Annotated in this window: 15 protein-coding genes and 1 pseudogene; 9 read left to right on the forward strand and 7 right to left on the reverse strand. The window is 72.4% G+C overall.

The window, feature by feature from the left end:
- Window positions 1–161: 161 nt before the first annotated feature.
- The gene (locus tag DK389_RS29630) at window positions 162–1,274 is read left to right on the forward strand and encodes a branched-chain amino acid ABC transporter substrate-binding protein (RefSeq protein WP_109895164.1); all 1,113 of its coding nucleotides are present in this window, start codon (window positions 162–164) and stop codon (window positions 1,272–1,274) included.
- Window positions 1,275–1,286: 12 nt separating this feature from the next.
- Here the strand turns inward: DK389_RS29630 and DK389_RS29635 are convergent, their stop codons facing one another.
- On the reverse strand, window positions 1,287–1,853 hold the full coding sequence (locus DK389_RS29635; RefSeq protein WP_109895166.1) for a tyrosine phosphatase family protein: 567 nt from the start codon (window positions 1,851–1,853) through the stop codon (window positions 1,287–1,289).
- A gap of 164 nt (window positions 1,854–2,017) precedes the next feature.
- Between DK389_RS29635 and DK389_RS29640 the strand changes: the two genes are divergently transcribed.
- On the forward strand, window positions 2,018–3,136 hold the full coding sequence (locus DK389_RS29640) for a TRAP transporter substrate-binding protein (protein WP_109895168.1): 1,119 nt from the start codon (window positions 2,018–2,020) through the stop codon (window positions 3,134–3,136).
- 19 nt (window positions 3,137–3,155) lie between these two features.
- Here the strand turns inward: DK389_RS29640 and DK389_RS29645 are convergent, their stop codons facing one another.
- Entirely contained in the window at window positions 3,156–3,485 is a 330-nt protein-coding gene (locus DK389_RS29645; RefSeq protein ID WP_109895170.1) for a hypothetical protein, read from the reverse strand.
- Between the two features lie 458 nt (window positions 3,486–3,943).
- On the opposite strand from DK389_RS29645, the gene DK389_RS29650 reads away from it, so the two are divergent.
- From DK389_RS29650 to DK389_RS29675, 6 genes and pseudogenes are all read left to right on the forward strand, one after another.
- A complete protein-coding gene (locus DK389_RS29650) occupies window positions 3,944–5,344 on the forward strand; it encodes a deoxyribodipyrimidine photo-lyase (RefSeq protein ID WP_109895172.1) in 1,401 nt (466 codons plus the stop codon).
- A gap of 130 nt (window positions 5,345–5,474) precedes the next feature.
- Window positions 5,475–6,844: pseudogene (locus tag DK389_RS29655) on the forward strand (chloride channel protein).
- Between the two features lie 60 nt (window positions 6,845–6,904).
- Window positions 6,905–7,084: a DUF1328 domain-containing protein gene (locus DK389_RS29660; protein ID WP_109895174.1), complete on the forward strand. Its 180-nt coding sequence runs from the start codon at window positions 6,905–6,907 to the stop codon at window positions 7,082–7,084.
- Window positions 7,085–7,096: 12 nt separating this feature from the next.
- Window positions 7,097–7,951, forward strand: coding sequence for an SDR family oxidoreductase (locus tag DK389_RS29665; protein WP_109896962.1), 855 nt, complete (start codon window positions 7,097–7,099; stop codon window positions 7,949–7,951).
- A gap of 54 nt (window positions 7,952–8,005) precedes the next feature.
- Window positions 8,006–8,152 carry a BrnT family toxin gene (locus DK389_RS34755; RefSeq protein ID WP_236960432.1) on the forward strand — a complete coding sequence of 49 codons (147 nt, stop codon included), beginning with the start codon at window positions 8,006–8,008 and terminating at the stop codon, window positions 8,150–8,152.
- A gap of 112 nt (window positions 8,153–8,264) precedes the next feature.
- On the forward strand, window positions 8,265–8,585 hold the full coding sequence (locus DK389_RS29675) for a BrnA antitoxin family protein (protein ID WP_109895176.1): 321 nt from the start codon (window positions 8,265–8,267) through the stop codon (window positions 8,583–8,585).
- Between the two features lie 12 nt (window positions 8,586–8,597).
- Here DK389_RS29675 and DK389_RS29680 read toward each other — a convergent pair whose 3' ends face one another.
- Complete coding sequence (locus DK389_RS29680) at window positions 8,598–10,307, reverse strand: lysine--tRNA ligase (protein WP_109895178.1); 1,710 nt, start codon at window positions 10,305–10,307, stop codon at window positions 8,598–8,600.
- 131 nt (window positions 10,308–10,438) lie between these two features.
- On the reverse strand, window positions 10,439–11,242 hold the full coding sequence (locus DK389_RS29685) for a transporter substrate-binding domain-containing protein (protein WP_236961082.1): 804 nt from the start codon (window positions 11,240–11,242) through the stop codon (window positions 10,439–10,441).
- A 168-nt stretch (window positions 11,243–11,410) separates the two neighbouring features.
- On the opposite strand from DK389_RS29685, the gene DK389_RS29690 reads away from it, so the two are divergent.
- A complete protein-coding gene (locus tag DK389_RS29690) occupies window positions 11,411–13,294 on the forward strand; it encodes a glycosyltransferase family 2 protein (protein WP_109895180.1) in 1,884 nt (627 codons plus the stop codon).
- A 12-nt stretch (window positions 13,295–13,306) separates the two neighbouring features.
- Here the strand turns inward: DK389_RS29690 and DK389_RS29695 are convergent, their stop codons facing one another.
- From DK389_RS29695 to DK389_RS29705, 3 genes are all read right to left on the reverse strand, one after another.
- Window positions 13,307–13,900 (reverse strand): SCO family protein, encoded by a 594-nt coding sequence (locus DK389_RS29695; RefSeq protein ID WP_109895182.1) that lies wholly within the window; start codon window positions 13,898–13,900, stop codon window positions 13,307–13,309.
- Window positions 13,901–14,006: 106 nt separating this feature from the next.
- On the reverse strand, window positions 14,007–15,467 hold the full coding sequence (gene cysG / locus DK389_RS29700) for a siroheme synthase CysG (protein ID WP_109895184.1): 1,461 nt from the start codon (window positions 15,465–15,467) through the stop codon (window positions 14,007–14,009).
- Between the two features lie 190 nt (window positions 15,468–15,657).
- Window positions 15,658–18,342, reverse strand: coding sequence for a nitrate reductase (locus tag DK389_RS29705; RefSeq protein WP_109895186.1), 2,685 nt, complete (start codon window positions 18,340–18,342; stop codon window positions 15,658–15,660).
- Window positions 18,343–18,369 lie beyond the last annotated feature (27 nt).

An 18,369-nucleotide genomic window follows, 5' to 3' on the forward strand; every position in this document is an offset into this window, starting at 1 on the left:
TTCCCCTTGCCAAGCTGGGCGGCCTTGCCTTTTCCTGGCCTCCGGGGCCTCTCACGGGGCGCCGGCCGCCTCGCCGATGCGGGGAGCGCCGGGCCGACGCGCGGGGACGGGCGAGGCCGCGGGCTTTGTCTCGGCAGGGGCGGAGCGTCTAGAAGGGGCCGATGAGCATCAGACGCGTTGTCCTCTCGCTCGCCCTGGCGGCCGGATTCTGCGCGCACGGCGTGCGTCCGGTCTCGGCCGAGGTCGTGGTCGGCGTCGCCCTGCCGCGCTCGGGGGCCTACGTGGCGATCGGCGAGCAGGTCCTGCGCGGCATCGAGGCGGCCGCCCGCGACGCCAACAACGCCGGCGGCCTCAACGGCGAATCCATCGTCCTCGACGTGCAGGACGACGCCTGCGACTCGAACAAGGCGACCGCGGTCGCCAACCACTTCGTGCAGTCGAAGGTCGGCCTCGTCGTCGGGCACGTCTGCTCGAACGCCTCGATCGCGGCCTCCGACGTCTACGCGGCCAACGGCATCGTGATGATCACGGCGGCCTCCGTGGCGGCCCGACTGACCGACCGGGGGCTTCCCACGATCTTCCGGGTCTGCGGGCGCGACGACGACCAGGCCCGGCTCTCCGCCACCGTGCTCGCCGAGCGCTTCCGCGACCGCAAGATCGCCCTGATCCAGGACCTCACCCCCGCCTCCCGGGCGCTCGCCGCCGCCACCAAGGACAACCTCAACCGCATCGGCATCAACGAGGCGATGTCGGTGGCCTTCTCGCCGAGCGATGCCGACGACGCGGCGCTGGCCGACCGGCTGAAGGGTGCGGGCATCGACGTCGTCTATTACGGGGGCGACGCCGCCGAGATGGGCCGCCTCGTGCGGATCTCGGCCGAGCGGGGCTTTCGCCCGCAATGGTTCGGGACCTCGGCCATCGCGACCCAGGACTTCGCCAAGGTCGCGGGGCCGGCGAGCAACGGCGTGCTGATGACCTTCTACCTCGACCCGAGCCGCCAGCCCGCCGCGTCCGCCGTGGTCCAGGCCTTCAAGGCGGACGGCGTCGACCCGACGGGCTCGACGATCTACGGCTACGCCGCCCTCCAGGCGCTCGTGGCGGCGGCCAATTTCGCGCATGTCAGCGACGCCCGGACCATCGCGGCGACGCTCCACCGCGAGCGCTTCGACCTCGTCCTCGGCCCGGTCGGCTTCGACGCCAAGGGCGACGTCACGGCGCAGGGCTACGTGCTCTACGTCTGGAAGGACGGCGCCTTCACGCCGGCGAACAAGTAGGCTCTCGGAGGCTCAGCCCGCCTGCGCCGCCTCGACCTCCGCGCCCCGGCCGAGGTCGCGCAGGAGGTCGGCGAGGTGCGGGCGCACGCCGAGCTGGTGGGCGTGCAGGCGCCGCACCGCCTCGCTCAAGGAGCCGGAGCGGCCGAGGAGGTCGTCCGCGAAGCCGATCATCCGGGCGTTCGGCCAAGCGGGCTCCCGCAGGGCGTGGAGCCGCGCCACCAGCGCCTCCGAGGTGCTGCCGGGCTCGGCCTGCGCGAACAGCATCAGGAGCGCCGCGGTGGAGCGCGACAGGCCGTAATGGCAGTGGACGAGCAGATGGGCCGCCCCCTGCGTCCCCGCGCCGAAGGCGAGGATCGCGGCGACGTCCGCGCGCTCGGGCGGGACCAGTCCCTCGCCCGGGGCAAGGCAATCGTGGAAGCGCAGCGTCGTGCGCTGGTGTGCGGGGAAGCGCCCGAACACCTCGGGCTCGGCCGTGCCCGGATCGAGGAGCGACAGGACGTGGCTGATGCCGCGTTCCGCGTGGCCCGCGAGTTCCTCGAGGCCGCAGACGGTGTGGAGGGTGATGGTGTCGGGTCTCACCCCCCGCCCCTACCACGGGACGGCCGCGGTTTCGAGCGGGGCCCCGGCGTGTTACGGGCGGCCCGGCCGCGTGGCCGCCGCACCGGGAGCGGGGATCGTTTCGGCGCTCTCCCCGTTCGTGAACGGCTGCCCAGACCCGACGGATTCGACTTCAGCGAGACCCCATGGCCTCAGACCCGCCCCACAGCACCCTGCCGAGACGCGCCCTGCTCGCCGCCGGCCTCGGCGGAGCGGCCGCGGCGGTCCCGCTCGCCGCGCCGGCCCTGGCGCAGGGCGCGCCGGAGCTGCGCTGGCGGCTCGCCTCCGCCTATCCGAAGACCCTCGACATCCTGTTCGGCGCCTCCGAGACGCTCGGCCGCCTCGTCGGCGAGGCGACGGACGGGCGCTTCCAGATCAGGCCGCTGCCCGTCGGCGAGGCGGTGGCGGCCGAGGGCCTGATCGACGCGGTCGCCGCGGGCAGCGTCGAGATGGGACACGCGCCCGCGACCCTCGCGACCTCCAAGGACCCGACCTTCGCCCTCGCCACGGCCCTGCCCTTCGGGCTCAACGCCCGCGGCCAGAACGCGTGGTGGCACGCGGGCGGCGCGGCGGACCTGTTCTCGGAGGTCTTCGCCAAGCAGGGGCTCGCGAGCCTGCCCGGCGGCAACACCGGCGCGCAGATGGGCGGCTGGTTCCGGCGGGAGATCAAGACGGCCGCCGACCTCCAGGGGCTGAAGATCCGCATCGCCGGCCTCGGCGCCCAGGTGCTCGCCAAATTCGGGGCGCAGCCGCAGGCGACGCCCGGCCCCGACCTCTACGCCGCCCTCGAGGCGAAGACCCTCGACGCGGCCGAGTGGATCGGCCCCTACGACGATGAGAAGCTCGGCCTGCAGAAGGTCGCGCCGATCTACCACTATCCCGGCTTCTGGGAGGGTGGCGCGATGCTGCATTTCTGGATCAACGCCGAGAAGTGGAAGGCTCTTCCCAAGACCTACCGGACGATCCTGCAGACCGCCGCCGCCCAGGTGAGCGCGGAGGTGCAGGCGAAGTATGACGCCCGCAATCCCGGCGCCTTGCGGCGGCTCGTGGCGGGCGGCGCGCAGCTCCGACCCTTCCCGCAGGACGTGATGGAGGCCGCGCTCAAGCACGCCAACGACGTCTACGGCGAGATCGCGGGCAAGAACCCGGACTTCAAGCGCATCTACGAGGCGATGAAGACCTTCCGGAATGAGGAATATCTCTGGTTCCAAGTCGCCGAGTACACCTACGACAACTTCATGATCCGGGCGCGGGCGCGGGGCTGAGCCTCGCGGCTGCCGAGCCTCACGGCTCCGGTGGGCGCGCCGCTTCCGCCTCGTCGAGGCGTTCCGCCACGCGGCGCACCTCGGTGACAGCGGTGATCGCGCGATTCTCCAGGAGCACGATGTCCGAGCGCACGTCGGACAGGCCCCTGTCGAGGCGGGCGAAGCCCTGGTCCATCCGCGCGTTCATCTCGTTGAGCCGCATGTGCACGTCGTCGAGCCGCAGATTCATGCGTCCGAGGAGTTCAATCACCCGCGCCTCGCGCTCGGACATGTCCTGCACGTCGCGTCGCACGCCCTGCACCATGCGCAGGATCAGGTTGTTGCCAGGGTTGGGAGCCTCGTCCGTCATGGCGTCAGGCTACGCCGCTTCAGCGCAGACACAAGCAGACCGGAGGTTGAAAGAAAAAAGGCCACTCCCGAAGGAGCGGCCCGAAGTCTAGGGAGGAAACGCCCAAGGAGGGCAGCGGGACCGCGACGCCATCGCGATCTCGCAATGCACAATCTGAACCTCCCGCAGCGGATTGCAAGGGCATTGGGGCAGCATGCCTGTCTCTTCTCGTGCGTCCGCGCACATTGATCACGCTCTGTGTTCAAAATGCCGCAGGCGAGACGAGGCATGGTTTCGCGGGAAAACGGCGCCCATCCACGAAGTTCCGGCGCGATAACACCCTGAAGACACGAAGTTTCCGCCTCGCCTCACTGCTCGCGGGCATTCGGCGGTGCGCCCCCGACATCCTGGCGCGCGGCGGCGGGCGCGCAGCTGCCACGCCCTAGCTTGTCATCGTGGTTCGGACGGGGGTTTGCGCGATGGCGATTCAGGCGGGGCGGATCCGGGTTCTCAAGGAGGCGGAGCCGCGCCGGGACGGAGCCTACGTGCTCTACCTTGTGCAGCAGGCGAACCGCGCCCGTTTCAACCCCGCCCTCGAATTCGCGATCGAGGAGGCGAATCACCTGAGATTGCCCGTCGTGGCCTGTTTCGGCCTCCTCGACGGGCAGAACGGCTTCCCCGAGGCCAATGCGCGCCACTACGCCTTCCTCCTGCAGGGGCTGGCCGACGTGAAGGCGGGGCTGGAGGAGCGGGGCGTCGCCTTCGTGATGCGCAGGGCCTCGCCCGCCGCGATCGCGATCGACCTCGCGGCGAAGGCGGCGCTCCTCGTCCTCGACCGGGGTTACCTCGCGATCCAGAAGCGCTGGTACGGCGAGATCGTGCGGGGCGTCGACACCCGCATCGTGCAGGTGGAGGGCGACGTGGTGGTGCCCGTCGAGATCGCATCGGGCAAGCACGAGTACGGCGCCCGCACCCTGCGCCCGAAGCTGCACCGGGTCTGGGACGAGTACATCGAGCCCCTGCGGGCGCGGAGGGCCGCCGTGCGGGTGGACGGGCTCGACCTGCCGAGCGAGATCGACGTGTCCGATCCGGAGGCGGTGCTCGCCGGGATGAGCCTCGACCGGGCGGTGGCGCCGGTGCGGCGCTTCCTCGGCGGCGAGCGGGCCGCCCGCGCGAGGCTCAAGGCCTACCTCGCCGGCCCCTTCGCCGATTACGGTACGGACCGGAACCGGCCCGAGGCGGGGGCGGCCTCCCACATGAGCCCCTACCTGCATTTCGGGCAGATCTCGCCCGTCGAGATCGCGCTCGCGGTCCGTGCGGCGAAGGCGGGCACGGGGGAGGACAAGCGCTCCTACTTGGAAGAGCTGATCGTCCGCCGCGAACTCGCGATGAACCACGTCTTCTACACGGCGCGCTACGATTCCTACGCGCACGCCATCCCCGACTGGGCCCGCAGGACGCTCGCCGAGCACGCGAAGGACGAGCGCCCGCGAACCTACACGGACGAGGAACTGGCCGAGGGGCGCACGCACGATCCCTACTGGAACGCGGCACAGGCCGAGATGCGGGTGACGGGCTACATGCACAACCACCTGCGCATGTACTGGGGCAAGAAGATCCTCGAATGGTCCCCCTCCCCCGAGGAAGGCTTCGCGCGGACGCTGCGTCTCAACAACCGCTACTTCCTCGACGGCCGCGACGCCAATTCCTTCACCAACGTGGCCTGGGTCTACGGCCTGCACGACCGCCCCTGGGCGCGCCGCCGGATCTTCGGCACCGTGCGCTACCAGAGCGAGAACTCGCTGAAGAAATTCGACGCGAAGTCCTATCTGCGGACGGTCGAGAGGCTCTGCGCGGCGGAAGGGGACGGGCGGGGCTGAAGGACCCGCCGCGCCGGCCTCCGAGACCCGCCGCGGGGACCCCCCGCGCCTTTCCGGCCCATCCGTGGCATGGTCGGCGCACGTCCCTCGCCCGCTCTCCCGCGCGGGCGGTCCCGCACCCGACAGGATCATGCCGCCGCACGCGCCCCGTAGACGCGCCCGCACCCGCCGCTCGATCGCGCGCCTGCGCAGCGCGTCGATCGACGCGTTCGCGATCTGGCGGCGGCGCCTCCTGTTTCTCGTCGGGGGCATCTGCGTCGGGCTCGCCGCGGTGTTCATGGCCAAGCTCGCCGACGCGGCGCAGGCCGCCTTCCGGCAGATCCTGGCGGTCTCCCCCTCCTCGCCCTCGTCGTGACGCCCGCGGGTTTCGGGGTCGCGGCGCTCCTCGCCCGCACGGTCTTCCCGAACTCGCAAGGGTCGGGCATCCCGCAGGTGATCGCGGCGCGCCACACGCATGATCCGACCCTGCGCCACGCGCTCATCTCCCTGCGCGTCGCCTTCGGCAAGATCGTGGTGATGGCCTTGGGCCTGGCGAGCGGGGCGGCCGCGGGGCGCGAGGGGCCGACCGTGCAGGTCGGGGCCGCCATCATGGCGGCGTTCGGGCGGCTCACGCCGCAGCGCCTGCCCGGGCTGATCCTCGCCGGCGGCGCGGCCGGGGTGGCGGCGGCCTTCAACACGCCGCTCGCCGGCATCGTCTTCGGCATCGAGGAGCTGGGACGGACCTACGAGGCGCGCACCACCGGCCTCATCGTCGCGGCGATCGTGGCGGCCGGACTCACCTCCCTCTGGCTCGTGGGCAACTACACCTATTTCGGCACGACCGATGCGGGCCTCGCGCTCGGTGGAAGCTGGCTCCTCGTGCTCGTCCTCGGATTCGCCGGCGGCCTCGCGGGGGGCCTGTTCAGCCGCATCGTGATCCTGTTCGGGCGCGGATTGCCGGGCCGGGCGGGCGCCTGGATCGGCAGGCGCCCGGTCGCCTTCGCCATGCTCTGCGGCCTCGGCGTCGCGCTCTGCGGCCTCGCCTCGGACGGGGCGGCCTACGGCACCGGCTACGAGGAGGCCCGCGCCATCCTGCACGGGGACGCGGCCGCGCGGCTCGACTTCGCGCCGCTCAAATTCGCCGCGACCGTGCTCTCCTCGATCAGCGGCATTCCGGGCGGCCTGTTCGCGCCCTCGCTCGCCGTCGGCGCCGGCCTCGGGGCGGCGCTGCGCGACCTCTTCGCGGAGGTGCCGATCGGGGCGCTCGTCCTGATCGGCATGGTCTCCTATCTCACCGGCGTGCTGCAGGCGCCGATCACGTCCTTCGTCATCGTCACGGAGATGACCCAGGATCACGCCATGATGATCCCGCTGATGATCGCGGCCCTCGTCGCCGACGCGGCCTCGAAGCTCGTCTGCCGGGGCGGCCTCTATCACGTGCTGGCCGAGCAGATCCTGGCCCGCGCCGACGCGCCCGCGCATCCCGGCGCGGCGCCCCGCGCGAGCGGGGGGAACGGTTGAGCTTGACCCGAGTTGTCGCTCGATTCGCAATCCCCGATTCGGTTCGCCGGAGCTGACGCCATGACCCTCCTGAAATGGGCCCTCATCGCCTTCGTGATCTCGCTGATCGCGGGCGCTCTCGGCTTCACCGGCATTGCCTCGGGCGCGGCCTCGCTGGCGCGGATCCTGTTCGGCCTGTTCCTCGTGCTCGCGATCATCATCGTGGTGATCGCCTTCGCGATCGGTCAGGCGGTGTTCTGAACGGTGGCTCCCCTGGACGGGCGGGTCGCCCTCGTCACCGGCGCGACCTCGGGCATCGGCTACGAGACGGCGCTCGGCCTCGCCCGCGCAGGTTTCCGCGTCGGCCTCGTCGGCCGGGCCAAGGGCCGCGCCCGCGCCTCCGCCGAGGCGATCCGGCAGGCGGTGCCGGGCGCCGCCGTCGACGTCTTCGTGGCGGATCTGTCCGCGCAGTCCGAGGTCCGCCGCCTCGCGGGCGCGGTGCGGGAGGCGTATGCGCGCCTCGACGTGCTGGTGAACAACGCCGGCGCCATCTTCGACCGGCGCGAGACCACAGCCGACGGGATCGAGCGGACCTGGGCCCTCGACCATCTCGGCTACGTGCTCCTGACCCTCGACCTCCTCGACCTCCTGAAGGCGGCGGCCTGGGAGACCGGCGAGGCGCGCATCGTCAACGTCGCCTCGGCCGCCCATGCCCGCGGGCGGATCGACTTCGACGACCTAGAGGGCCGGCGCGGCTACGGCGCCATCAAGGCCTATTCCCAGGCCAAGCTCGGCAACGTGCTCTTCACCTACGCGCTGGCGCGGCGGCTCGACGGCACGGGCGTCACCGTGAACGCCCTGCATCCGGGTGTCGTCAACACGGGCTTCGCTCGCAACACGGGCGGCGTCCTCGGTTTCGCCTGGAGCCTGATCCGCCCCTTCCTGATCGCACCGAGGAGCGGGGCCGAGACCTCGCTCTACGCCGCGACCGCGCCCGCCTTGAGGGGCGTCAGCGGGCGCTACCTTGCCAAGGCGGGCATCGCCGAATCCTCGGCCTACAGCCGCGACCCGGCGATTCAGGAGCGGGTCTGGGCACTGAGCCTGCGCCAGGTCGGGCGGGAGGGGTGAGGCCGTCGCCGGCGGCCTCATTGACATGTCTGATTTCTGTACGTACAGAAACTCATGAATTTCACCTACGGCGAGCCGAAGCGCCGAGCGAACATCGCTAAGCATGGCTTCGACTTCGCCGATTTCGAGGGGGCTTTCAGCTTCGACCGCTTCTTCACCGTTCCGGAGAAGCCGAGTCCGACAGGCCGGGCGCGCTTCTAGCTGATCGGATCCTGGCACGGCCGGACCGTCGTCGCGATCGTCTCGCCTCTGGGATCCGAGGTCATCGACATCGTGAGTGTTCGCCCCGCCAACGCGGAGGACAAGGCCTTCTATGCCGAAGCCTGAGCATGCGCCCGGCTACGTGCCGAACCCTGGCTACACGCAGGACGATTGGGACGCGGTGTCCGACAACCCGGCCCTGATCGACGACGAGCTGGCCGCTGCGCGTCCCGGACCGGACGGGATGCCGCCCGGCGTGGCGGCCGCCTTCGTCAGCCGCATCGGCCGGCCGAAGGCCGAGCGGCGCAAGGTGCCGGTCACGATCCGGCTCGATCCGGACGTGGTCGCGGCCTTCAAGGCGACCGGTCCGGGCTGGCAGACCCGGATGAACGACGCGCTTCGGGCGGCCGTCCGCGACCTGTCGGCCGCCTGACGGCCCTGGCCCTCAGCTCGCCTTCGCGAGCCCCGCCCTGACCGCCTCGTGCTCGGTCACGAGCGCGCCGGACAGCGCCTTCTCGATCAGGGCGCGGGTCTCGTCCACCCCGTAGAGGGCGACGAAGGAGCCGAAGCGGGGGCCGCGGGCCTCGCCGAACAGGACGTTGTAGATCGAGGTGAACCACGCCTGCGACACGCCTGGGCGTCCGTCCGGGCTCTTGGCCTTGCCGGACAGGTCCGGGAAGTGGCGCCGGCCCACCTCGTAGACCGCGGCCTGCAGCGCCTCGGGATCCGTCGAGCCCGCATGCTCGGCAAGTGCCTGCGAAAGGTCGGCGAGCGCCGCCCGCTCCTCCTCCGTCGGGGCGCGGTAGGTCTTCGCGGGCCGTACGAAGTCCCGGTAATAGGCGAGCGCGTGGTGCACGAGCCGGTCGAGACCCGGATGCGTCTCCGGGCCGATCCCCGCCGCGTAGCGCCGGAGGAAGCCCCAGAGCACGCCCGGCTCCTCGGCATTCGCCACCGCCACGAGGTTCAGCAGCATGCCGAAGGTCAGCGTCGTGCCCTTGGAACCCGCCTCGCCGACGGTCTCCGGCGCGGGCGGCGCACCCGCGTGCAGGTGCCAGACCGGGTTGCCGAGGCGCAGCTTCGCGTCCTGGGCGGGGTAGCGGTCGAGAAAGTTCAGGTACTCGTCGACGTGGCGCGGAATCACGTCGAAGAACAGGCGCTTGGCCTCCCGCGGCTTGGTGTACATGAACAGCGCGAGCGATTCCGGAGTGCCGTAGGCGAGCCACTCGTCGATGGTGAGCCCGTTGCCCTTCGACTTCGAGATCTTCTGGCCCTTCTCGTCGAGGAACAGCTCGTAGTTGAAGCCCTCCGGCGGCTCGGCGCCGAGCGCCCGGGCGATCTGGCCCGACAGCTTGACCGAGTCGATCAGGTCCTTGCCCGCCATCTCGTAATCGACGCCGAGCGCCACCCAGCGCATCGCCCAATCGGGCTTCCATTGCAGCTTGGCGTGTCCGCCGGTGATCGGCGTCTCGTAGCTCTCGCCCGTCTCCGGATCGCGCCAGACCAGGGTGCCCCGGTCCGCCCGCACCGCGTCGATCGGCACCTGCATCACCGCGCCGGAGACCGGATGGAGCGGCAGGAATGGCGAGTAGCTCGCCGAGCGCTCGGCGCGCAGCGACGGCAGCATGATCTCCATCACCGCATCGTAGCGCTCGGCGACCAGCATCAGCGTCGCGTCGAACACGCCGGAGCGGTAGCACTCGGTCGCCGAGCGGAACTCGTAGTCGAATCCGAAGGCGTCGAGGAAGCGGCGCAACTCCGCGTTGTTGTGCGCGCCGAAGCTCTCGTGCGTGCCGAACGGGTCCGGCACCCGGGTCAGCGGCTGGTTGAGCGCCGCCCGCAGCATCTCCCGGTTCGGCACGTTGTCCGGCACCTTGCGCAGGCCGTCCATGTCGTCCGAGAAGGCGATGAGCCGGGTCGGCACGCTATCCTTCGTCAGCACCCGGAAAGCGTGGCGCACCATCGAGGTGCGGGCGACCTCGCCGAAGGTGCCGATATGCGGCAGGCCCGAGGGGCCATAGCCGGTCTCGAACAGCACCTCGGCCTTCGGCCTGCGCTCCAGCCGCGCGACGAGCTTGCGCGCCTCCTCGAACGGCCAGGACGCCGCGGTGGCGGCGGCCTCGATCAGGGCGGGGTCGAGGAAGAGCGGGGACGGCATGGCGGAGGAATGTCGGTCTGTGTCGGGGGGCGCGAAGCGCGGCACCCTAGTGCGCTTTGCCGCGCTGCGAAATTCCCCGGCGTGTTTTTGTGCACGCTGCCGCCCGGGATGCCAGCGACGGGGGCGGATCCTCAGAACGGGCTCACCGGGAAGAAGCGCAGGTAGAGTTCCGCGTACTTGCCGTCGTCCCACAGGCGCTGCAGGGCGTCGTCGAGGGCGCGGGAGAGGGCGGCATCCTCCTGGCGGGTGACGAGGCCGATGCCCTCGCCGAAATAGCGGTTCTCGAGGTAGGGACCGCCCGAGAAGGCGCAGCATCCGCCGGCCTCGAAGCCGCCGAGCCAGAGCGCGAGGTTGAGCCCGTCCGCGAAGAGGTATTCCGTCTCGCCGCGCCGGAGCGCGCTCTCAGCCGCCGAGAGGTCGGTGAATTCCCGCTGCACCGCCTTCGGGAAGAACGCCTTCAGGTAGGCCGCGTGCGCGCTGCCGGCGATCACGCCGACGCTGCGGCCGGCGAGCGCCTCCGGCGAGGGTTCGGGCAGGCCGCTGCCGCTCCGGGCGATGAATCGGGCCGGCCAGCGGAAATAGGGCCGCGTCGCCAGGAATTTTCCCCGCAGCGTCGGCGTCAGCGGGATCGCGGCAGCGACGACGTCGCCCTGCCGCTCGTTGAGCGCGTCGAGGAGCGTGTCGAAGCGGCGCGCCTGCACCGAGCAGGTGATCGATAGGCGCTCGCACACGGCGCGCGCGAGTTCCACCACGAAACCGGTCGGGTTGCCGTCGGGGCCCGCGAAGTGCAGCGGCGGGAACTCGTCGTCCGTGAGGAAGCGGACGGCGCGGCCCGTCTGGGGCGCCTCGACCCGCTCGCCGCGGCTGCGCGGATTCCAGAAATTCGGGATCGCGACGCCCTGACCCGCCGCGACCTCGGCCCGTGCCTGTGGCAGAAAGGTTGCGCCCGCAACGAAAAGCACGGCCAGGAGGGCGGCCGCGGCCCTTCCGGCGCGGCCTCGCCTTGACGCTGGTTTCGCGCGCGTGGTGCGCTTCGGACGGGCGGCGAAGGTCGGGCTCACGCGCCTCCCCTAGCATGTTCCGGGGCCTTCGGGAGCGGGTCGGTGTCGTTCCTCGGGACAAGCAGGTCCGCGTCCAGCGCGGACGCGCTGCCGCCGGACCTCGCCTTTCTGCTCGCCGAGGGCGTCGAACCCGCCCGCCTCCTCCGCGCGGCCGCGCTCGCCGCGGAAAGCGGCACCGACGGCGCCAGCGCCCTCCTGCGCGGCGGGCTGATGGCGGAGGAGCCCTATTACGAGGCGCTCGCGCGGGCGCTCGGCCTGTCCTATCTCGCCCTGCCCGATCTCGGCGGCCCGAGCGCCCTCGGGCCGGGGACGCGATTCCCGCAGAGCCTCGCGGCGCGGGCGGCGCCGCTGGCCGGGCCGCCGGGGCGGCTCGTCCGGGCGCCCGAGGGCTTCGAGATCGAGGGATACCTCACCGGGCGCATCGGCCTCGGCCGCACGGCGGCGCTGACGTCGCCGACGCGGCTGAGGCGGGCCGTCTTCGCCGCATTGCCGCACGCCGTCGCGGACCACGCCGCCGAGGCGCTGGAGCGGGAGCGGCCCGACTGGGCCTACCGCCCGGGCCTCTCCGGCCGCCGTGCGGCCGGGCTCGGGCTGGGCGCCGGCGCAGGCCTCTTGATCCTGTCGGGCCTGCCGGCGGGGCTGGCCGTCGTCGCCGTGACGGCCGCGCAGGGCGCGATCCTTGCCATGGCGAGCTTCCGGCTCGGCGCCCTCTTCCTCGCGAGCCCGGTCGAGCCTCCGCCCGGCGCGATGCCGCCCCTGAGCGACCGGGATCTGCCGGTCTACACGGTGCTCGTCGCCCTGCACCGGGAGGCCGCCATGGTGCCGCGCCTCGTCGGGGCACTCGCCCGCCTCGATTACCCGGCGGCCAAGCTCGACCTCAAGTTCGTGCTGGAGGCGGACGATTTCGGCACCGCGGCGGCGCTCGCCGCGATCCCGCTGCCGGCCCGGTTCGAGGTGATCATCGCGCCGCCCGGCGCGCCGCGCACCAAGCCGCGCGCCCTCAACGTCGCCCTGCCGCTCGCCCGCGGCGAGTGCCTCGTCGTGTACGACGCGGAAGACGTGCCGGATCCGGGGCAGCTGCGCCTCGCCGCCGCCCTGTTCCGGCGCGAGCCGCCGGAGACCGCCTGCCTCCAGGGCCGGCTCGTCATCGACAATGCCGGCGATTCCTGGCTCAGCCGCTGCTTCGCCCTCGAATATGCGGGGCTCTTCGACGTGCTCGGCCCGGCGCTCGCGAACTGGCGGCTGCCGACGCCCCTCGGCGGCACCTCGACGCATTTCCGCACGGCGATCCTGCGGGGACTCCAGGGCTGGGATGCCTGGAACGTCACCGAGGATGCGGATCTCGGCCTGCGGCTCGCGCTGGCCGGTTACGGGGTCGGCGACCTGCCGAGCGCGACGTTCGAGGAGGCGCCGGCCTGCCTCGTCCCCTGGCTGCGCCAGCGCGTGCGCTGGATGAAGGGGTTCGCGCAGACGACGATCACGCACGGCCGCCGCCCGCTCCGGACGCTGCGCCGGCTCGGCCCCCTCGACGCGTTCTGCGCCCTGACGATGGTGCCGGGCACCGTGGTCTCGGCCCTGGTCTACCCGTTCCTGACGGCCGCGGCTGCCCTTGCCTTCCTCTGGCACGGGCCGGGCGGGGGGCCGGCCTTCTGGCCGAATTTGCCGCAGGGACTGGCGCTCACGATCTTCGGCACGGGGCTTGCCGCCATGATGCTGCCCGCGGCTCTCGGGGCGATCCGGCGCGGCTGGTACGACCTCCTGCCCTTCGTGCTGGTCCTGCCCTTCTACTTCCTGCTCGTCAGCCTCGCGGCTTGGCTCGGCCTCGTCGAGCTGGTGCGGGCCCCCGCCCGCTGGAACAAGACCGAGCACGGCCTCTTCCGCACCTCGCGCACGGGCGCGCTGCGGCGGCGGGCGCGGCGTCCGTGAGGGAGCCGCCGATCAGATGCGCTTGGCGAGTTCCGCCGCCGTCTCACTGGCCGGCCGCTGCAGGTTGAGGGCGCCGAGGAAGCGGTTCCTGGCATCCATCACGTAGACGAGGGCGGTGTGCTCCATCGTGTAGTCGTTGCCCTGCGTCGGGACGCGCCGCGCGTAGGCGCGATAGCTCTTCACCGCGGCGGCGACCTGCTCCGGGCTGCCCGTGAGGCCGGTGATGCGCGGGTCGAAGCTCTCCAGGTAGGTCTTCAGGCTCGCCGGCGTGTCGCGCTCCGGATCGACCGTGATGAAGGCGACCTTCATCCCCTTTGCCCGGTCGCCGAGCGCCGCCAGCACGTCCGAGATCTGCTGCAGCGTCGTCGGGCAGATGTCGGGGCAGTGGGTGAAGCCGAAGAAGACGAGGTGCGTCGCGCCGGAGAAATCCTTCTCGGTGACGGTGCGCCCGGTCTGGTCCACCAGCGTGAAGGGGCCGCCGACGCTCGACGTCGCCACCGGTGCCCGCTCCGGCACCAGCATCACCACCGCCACGATGGCGAGGCCGATCAGGCCGAGGAGGAAGGCCCCGAGCGGCAGGAGGAGACGGCGCGTCCGGTCGGACATGGGTACCTCTACGCGAACTCCCGCACGGCATCGCGCGGGCCGCGCGTGGCGAACCACGCGGCGGCCCCGGTGGCAAGGGGGCGTGCGGTCGGGGGCGCGGCCGCCGTCACGACGCGGCGGCGGCAGCCTCCGGCGCCGCCACGGTCAGCGCCGCCATGCCGCGGGCGAGCGCCTCGCCCACCATCAGGATCGCCGGGCCCTCGTGGCCCGCATCCTCGACGCGCTCCGCGAGGTCGGCGGCCGTGCCCCGCACCACGGCTTGGCCGGGTCGCGTCGCGTTGAACACGACGAGGGCCGGGGTCGCGGGCGCCAGCCCCTCAGTGATCGCGCGGGCGAGCAGCGTGCCGAGGGTGCGCTTGGGCATGTAGACGACCGTCGTGACGCTCGGATCGGCCAGCGCCCCCCAGTTCAGGTCCTCGGGCAGCGCCCCGCGGCGGTCGTGGCCGGTGACGAATTGGAGGCGGCGCGCAGCGTCTCGGTGGGTCAGGGACACGCCGAGGGAGGCGGCCGCCCCCTGCGCCGCGCTCACCCCCGGCACCACGGCGACGGGGATGCCGGCCGCCCGGCAGGCATCGATCTCCTCGCCGGCCCGGCCGAACACGAGGGGATCGCCGGATTTGAGCCGCACCACCTGCTTGCCCGATTTCGCGAGCGAGACCATCAGGGCGTTGATGTCGTCCTGCCGGCAGGAGGGCCCGTGACCGGTCTTGCCGACGAGCATGGTGCGCGCCTCCCGGCGGGCGTAGTCCAGGATCTCGGGCGCGACGAGGTCGTCGTAGAGGATCACGTCGGCGCTGCGCAGCGCCCGCAGCGCCTTCAGCGTGAGCAGTTCGGCGTCGCCCGGGCCGGCGCCGACGAGGGTCACGGCGCCGCCGCGGGGCGCCTCCTCCATCTGGCCGAGGAGGGCGGCGAGGTCGGCCTCGGTCGGGGCCCTGTCGGGCTCCGCGAAGGCGCGGTCGGTGAAGCGCTCCCAGAAGGCGCGGCGCTCGGCGAAGGCGTGGAAGCGGGCGCTGATCCCCTCCCGCCAGTCGCGGGCGGCGGCGACCCAGGCCGCGAAGCCCCGCGGCAGCATCGCCTCGATGCGCGCCCTGACGGTCTGGCCGAAGACCGGCACCGCCCCCTCCGTCGAGATGCCGACGACGAGGGGCGAACGGTTGACGATGGCGCCGAACTTCACGTCGCAGAGATGCGGCCGGTCGACGGCGTTGACGATGGCGCCGGCCTCGCGCGCCGCCGCGACGAAGGCGACGCAATCGTCCTCGTCCTCCATGGCAGCGATCGCGAAGGCCGCGCCCGCGAGGTCGGCCTGCGTCCAGGCGCGGGCGTGCAGCGTGACGCGCCCCGCCACGATCTCGTCCGGGACAGCGGCGAGCTCCTCGCTCGCGTCTTCCGCGTAGACCTCGACCTCGGCGCCGGCGGCGGCGAGCAGCTTCACCTTCCAGGGTGCGCCGCCGCTCGATCCGGCCAGGACCGCCCGCTTGCCCTGCAGCGGCACGAAGACGGGCAGGACCGCCAGGGGTTCGAGGCCGGGACCGCGCGTCTCGCGGGGCTGGCGGGGAGTGCTCATGGTGTCGACGCCGGTTGGACTTGAGAACGTGTGCGCACTCGGATGAGACGCGGGTCCCCTCTCCCGTCGGGAGAGGGACAGGGTGAGGGACCTGCCATATCAGGAACCGGCACATCCCTCACCCCAACCCTCTCCCGCACGAGAGAGGGGGCGCGTCGCGCCGAGCGGCACCGTGCGCCCAACATGGGGCTCAGGCCGCGCTGCGCGCAAGCGCCTCGGGCAGGAGCTTTCGGATCTCGGGTATGCAGGAGCCGCAATTGGTGCCCGCCCGGCAGGCGGCGCCGACCGCCTCGACGCTGCCGGCGCCGGCAGCGATCACCCCCGCGATCACGTCAAGGCCGACCCCGTGGCAGGCGCAGATCGTGGGTCCGGCGGCGGCGGCCGCCGCGCGGCCCGAGAGCAGCGCGCGCCGCGCCGGCGCCTCCGGCTGATCCTCTGCGAACAGGGCCTTGGCGGCCTCCCAGTCGGGCTTGTCCTCGGCCGGCGCCAGCGACAGGCAGGCGAGGAGGCGGTCCCCGTCGTAGACGGCGCAGCGGTAGCGCCCGCGGGCGTGGTCGGCGTACTCGGCGAGTTCCAGTCCCTGGAACAGGCCGCGCATCGTGAGGGCGAGCTCGCGGGAGCCGTCCTGCGTGGCGAACTGGAGCGCGGAGCCGCCGGGAATCGTGGCGCGCGCCCACCACCAGCCGGCGGGCGCGGCCTGCTGGCCGCGGGTCAGCAGGAAGCCGCGGGACCGGTAGCCGAGTGCGCGGGCGCGGGCCGGCGTCGCCTTCAGCTCGGGCTGGCCGGAAACGGGGTCCGGGACGCCCCGCACCAGGGCGCCGACCCGCGCCTTCGAGGCGGTCATGTCGCTCCAGTGCATCGGCATGAACAGGGTGCCGGGCCGCACGGCGTCGGTGACGATCGCCTCGAGCTCGGCCGCTCCGTGCGCCGTCTCGACCGCGGCGATCGCCCCGTCGAGGATGCCGAGCGGGCCCGCATCGTCCGGGTGGATCTCCAGGAAGGGCACGGCGCGGTGGGCCGAGAGGCGCTGGCTCTTCCCCGTGCGGGTCATCGTGTGCCAGTGGTCGCGCACGCGGCCGGTGTTGAGGACGAGTGGGTACTCGGCGCTCGTGTCCTGCGCGAGCGCCGGCGGCTGCACGGCGACGAAACGGGCGCGCTGGTCGAAGGTGTAGAAGCGCCCGTCCGCGAAGAGGCGCGCCCGGCCCTTGGCTCCGGCCGGACTCCGCTTCGGCAGGGGCCACTGCACCGGCGCGTTGTCCGCGTAGGCCGCATCGCTGATGTCGCTCAAGGCTCCGATGTCGAAGTCGCGGGTGCCGTTGTTCTCGAAGCCCGAGAGCGCCGCGTGCTCGCGGAAGACGGCCGCCGCCGACAGGTAGGCGAAGCCCTTGCCGTGCCCGAGGCGGCGGGCGACGTCGCTGAGGACGGCCCAGTCCGGCCGCGCCTCGCCCGGGGCCTTCAGGAAGCTCTTCTGGCGCGAGATGCGCCGCTCGGAATTCGTGACCGTGCCGTTCTTCTCGCCCCAGGCGAGCGCCGGCAGCAGCACCGTGCGCCTGCCCGCGGCCCTCGCCGTGTCGCTGTCGGAGACGGCCTCGGAGACCACGTAGAGGTCGAGCTTCTTGAGCGACGCCTTGATCGCGTCGGCGCGGGGCATCGAGACGAGGGGGTTCGTGCCCATCACCCAGAGCGCCCGGATCTTGCCCCGCTCGATCGCCTCGAACAGGGCCACCGCCTTCATCCCTTCGCCGGTGATGATCCGCGGCGCGCTCCAGAAGCGGCGCACCCGGTCGACCTCCTCGGGGGCGAAGTGCATGTGGGCGGCGAGCATGTTGGCCAAGCCCCCGACCTCGCGCCCGCCCATGGCGTTCGGCTGGCCGGTGAGGGAGAACGGGCCCATGCCCGGCTCGCCGATCCGCCCCGTGGCGAGGTGGCAGTTGATGATGGCGTTGCCCTTGTCGGTCCCTTGCGCCGACTGGTTGGCGCCCTGCGAGAAGGCGGTGACGACCCGGCGCGTCCCCCGGAAAAGCTCGAAGAAGCGGGCGATGTCGGCCTCGGCCAGGCCCGTCGCGGCGGCGATGGCGGGCAGGCTCGGGGCGATGAGGCGGGCCCGCTCGAGCGCCGCCTCGAAGCCCGCCGTGTGCTCGGCGATGAAGCGCTGGTCGAGGGCGTTCGTCTCGGCGAGGTGGACGAGGAGGCCCGAGAACAGGGCGGTGTCGCTGCCGGCTCTGAGGCCGAGGAACAGGTCCGCCTCCTCGGCGGTCTGCGTGCGGCGCGGGTCGATCACGACGAGCTTGGTGCCGCGCTTCGTGCGGGCATCCACCATGCGCCGGAACAGGATCGGGTGGCACCACGCGGTGTTCGAGCCCATCAGCACGATGAGGTCGGCCTCGTCGAGATCCTCGTAGCAACCGGGCACCGTGTCCGAGCCGAAGGCGCGCCGGTGGGCCGCGACCGCGGAGGACATGCAGAGGCGCGAGTTGGTGTCGACGTGGGGGGTGCCGATGAAGCCCTTCGCGAGCTTGTTGGCGACGTAGTAATCCTCCGTCAGGAGCTGGCCCGACAGGTAGAAGGCGATCGAATCCGGCCCGTAGGTCTCGGCGGCCCTGCGAAAGCCCCCGGCGACGGCGCCGAGCGCGGCCTCCCAGGAGACGCGGGCCCCGTCGAGCATCGGGTGCAGCAGGCGGTTCTCCAGCGACAGGGTCTCGCCCAGCGCCGAGCCCTTGGAGCAGAGCCGTCCGAAATTCGCCGGATGGGCCGGATCGCCCGCGATGGCCGCCCCGCCCCGCCCGTCCGGGGTGGCGAGCACGCCGCATCCGACCCCGCAATACGGGCAGGTGGTCCGCACGGCGGACGACGTCTCCGGCTGAGGTGCGGTCATCGAGAATCCTCGGGTGCGTCTCGGGGG

Source organism: Methylobacterium durans, from assembly GCF_003173715.1.
Lineage (GTDB): Bacteria > Pseudomonadota > Alphaproteobacteria > Rhizobiales > Beijerinckiaceae > Methylobacterium > Methylobacterium durans.

Bases quoted from the DNA above. Each gene is read 5' to 3' on its own strand.
- DK389_RS29630 (WP_109895164.1), top strand. From the start codon at position 162: ATGAGCATCAGACGCGTTGTCCTCTCGCTCGCCCTGGCGGCCGGATTC.
- DK389_RS29640 (WP_109895168.1), top strand. From the start codon at position 2,018: ATGGCCTCAGACCCGCCCCACAGCACCCTGCCGAGACGCGCCCTGCTC.
- DK389_RS29645 (WP_109895170.1), bottom strand. From the start codon at position 3,485: ATGACGGACGAGGCTCCCAACCCTGGCAACAACCTGATCCTGCGCATG.
- DK389_RS29650 (WP_109895172.1), top strand. From the start codon at position 3,944: ATGGCGATTCAGGCGGGGCGGATCCGGGTTCTCAAGGAGGCGGAGCCG.
- DK389_RS29660 (WP_109895174.1), top strand. From the start codon at position 6,905: ATGACCCTCCTGAAATGGGCCCTCATCGCCTTCGTGATCTCGCTGATC.
- DK389_RS34755 (WP_236960432.1), top strand. From the start codon at position 8,006: ATGAATTTCACCTACGGCGAGCCGAAGCGCCGAGCGAACATCGCTAAG.
- DK389_RS29675 (WP_109895176.1), top strand. From the start codon at position 8,265: ATGCCGAAGCCTGAGCATGCGCCCGGCTACGTGCCGAACCCTGGCTAC.
- DK389_RS29680 (WP_109895178.1), bottom strand. From the start codon at position 10,307: ATGCCGTCCCCGCTCTTCCTCGACCCCGCCCTGATCGAGGCCGCCGCC.
- DK389_RS29695 (WP_109895182.1), bottom strand. From the start codon at position 13,900: ATGTCCGACCGGACGCGCCGTCTCCTCCTGCCGCTCGGGGCCTTCCTC.
- cysG (WP_109895184.1), bottom strand. From the start codon at position 15,467: ATGAGCACTCCCCGCCAGCCCCGCGAGACGCGCGGTCCCGGCCTCGAA.
- DK389_RS29705 (WP_109895186.1), bottom strand. From the start codon at position 18,342: ATGACCGCACCTCAGCCGGAGACGTCGTCCGCCGTGCGGACCACCTGC.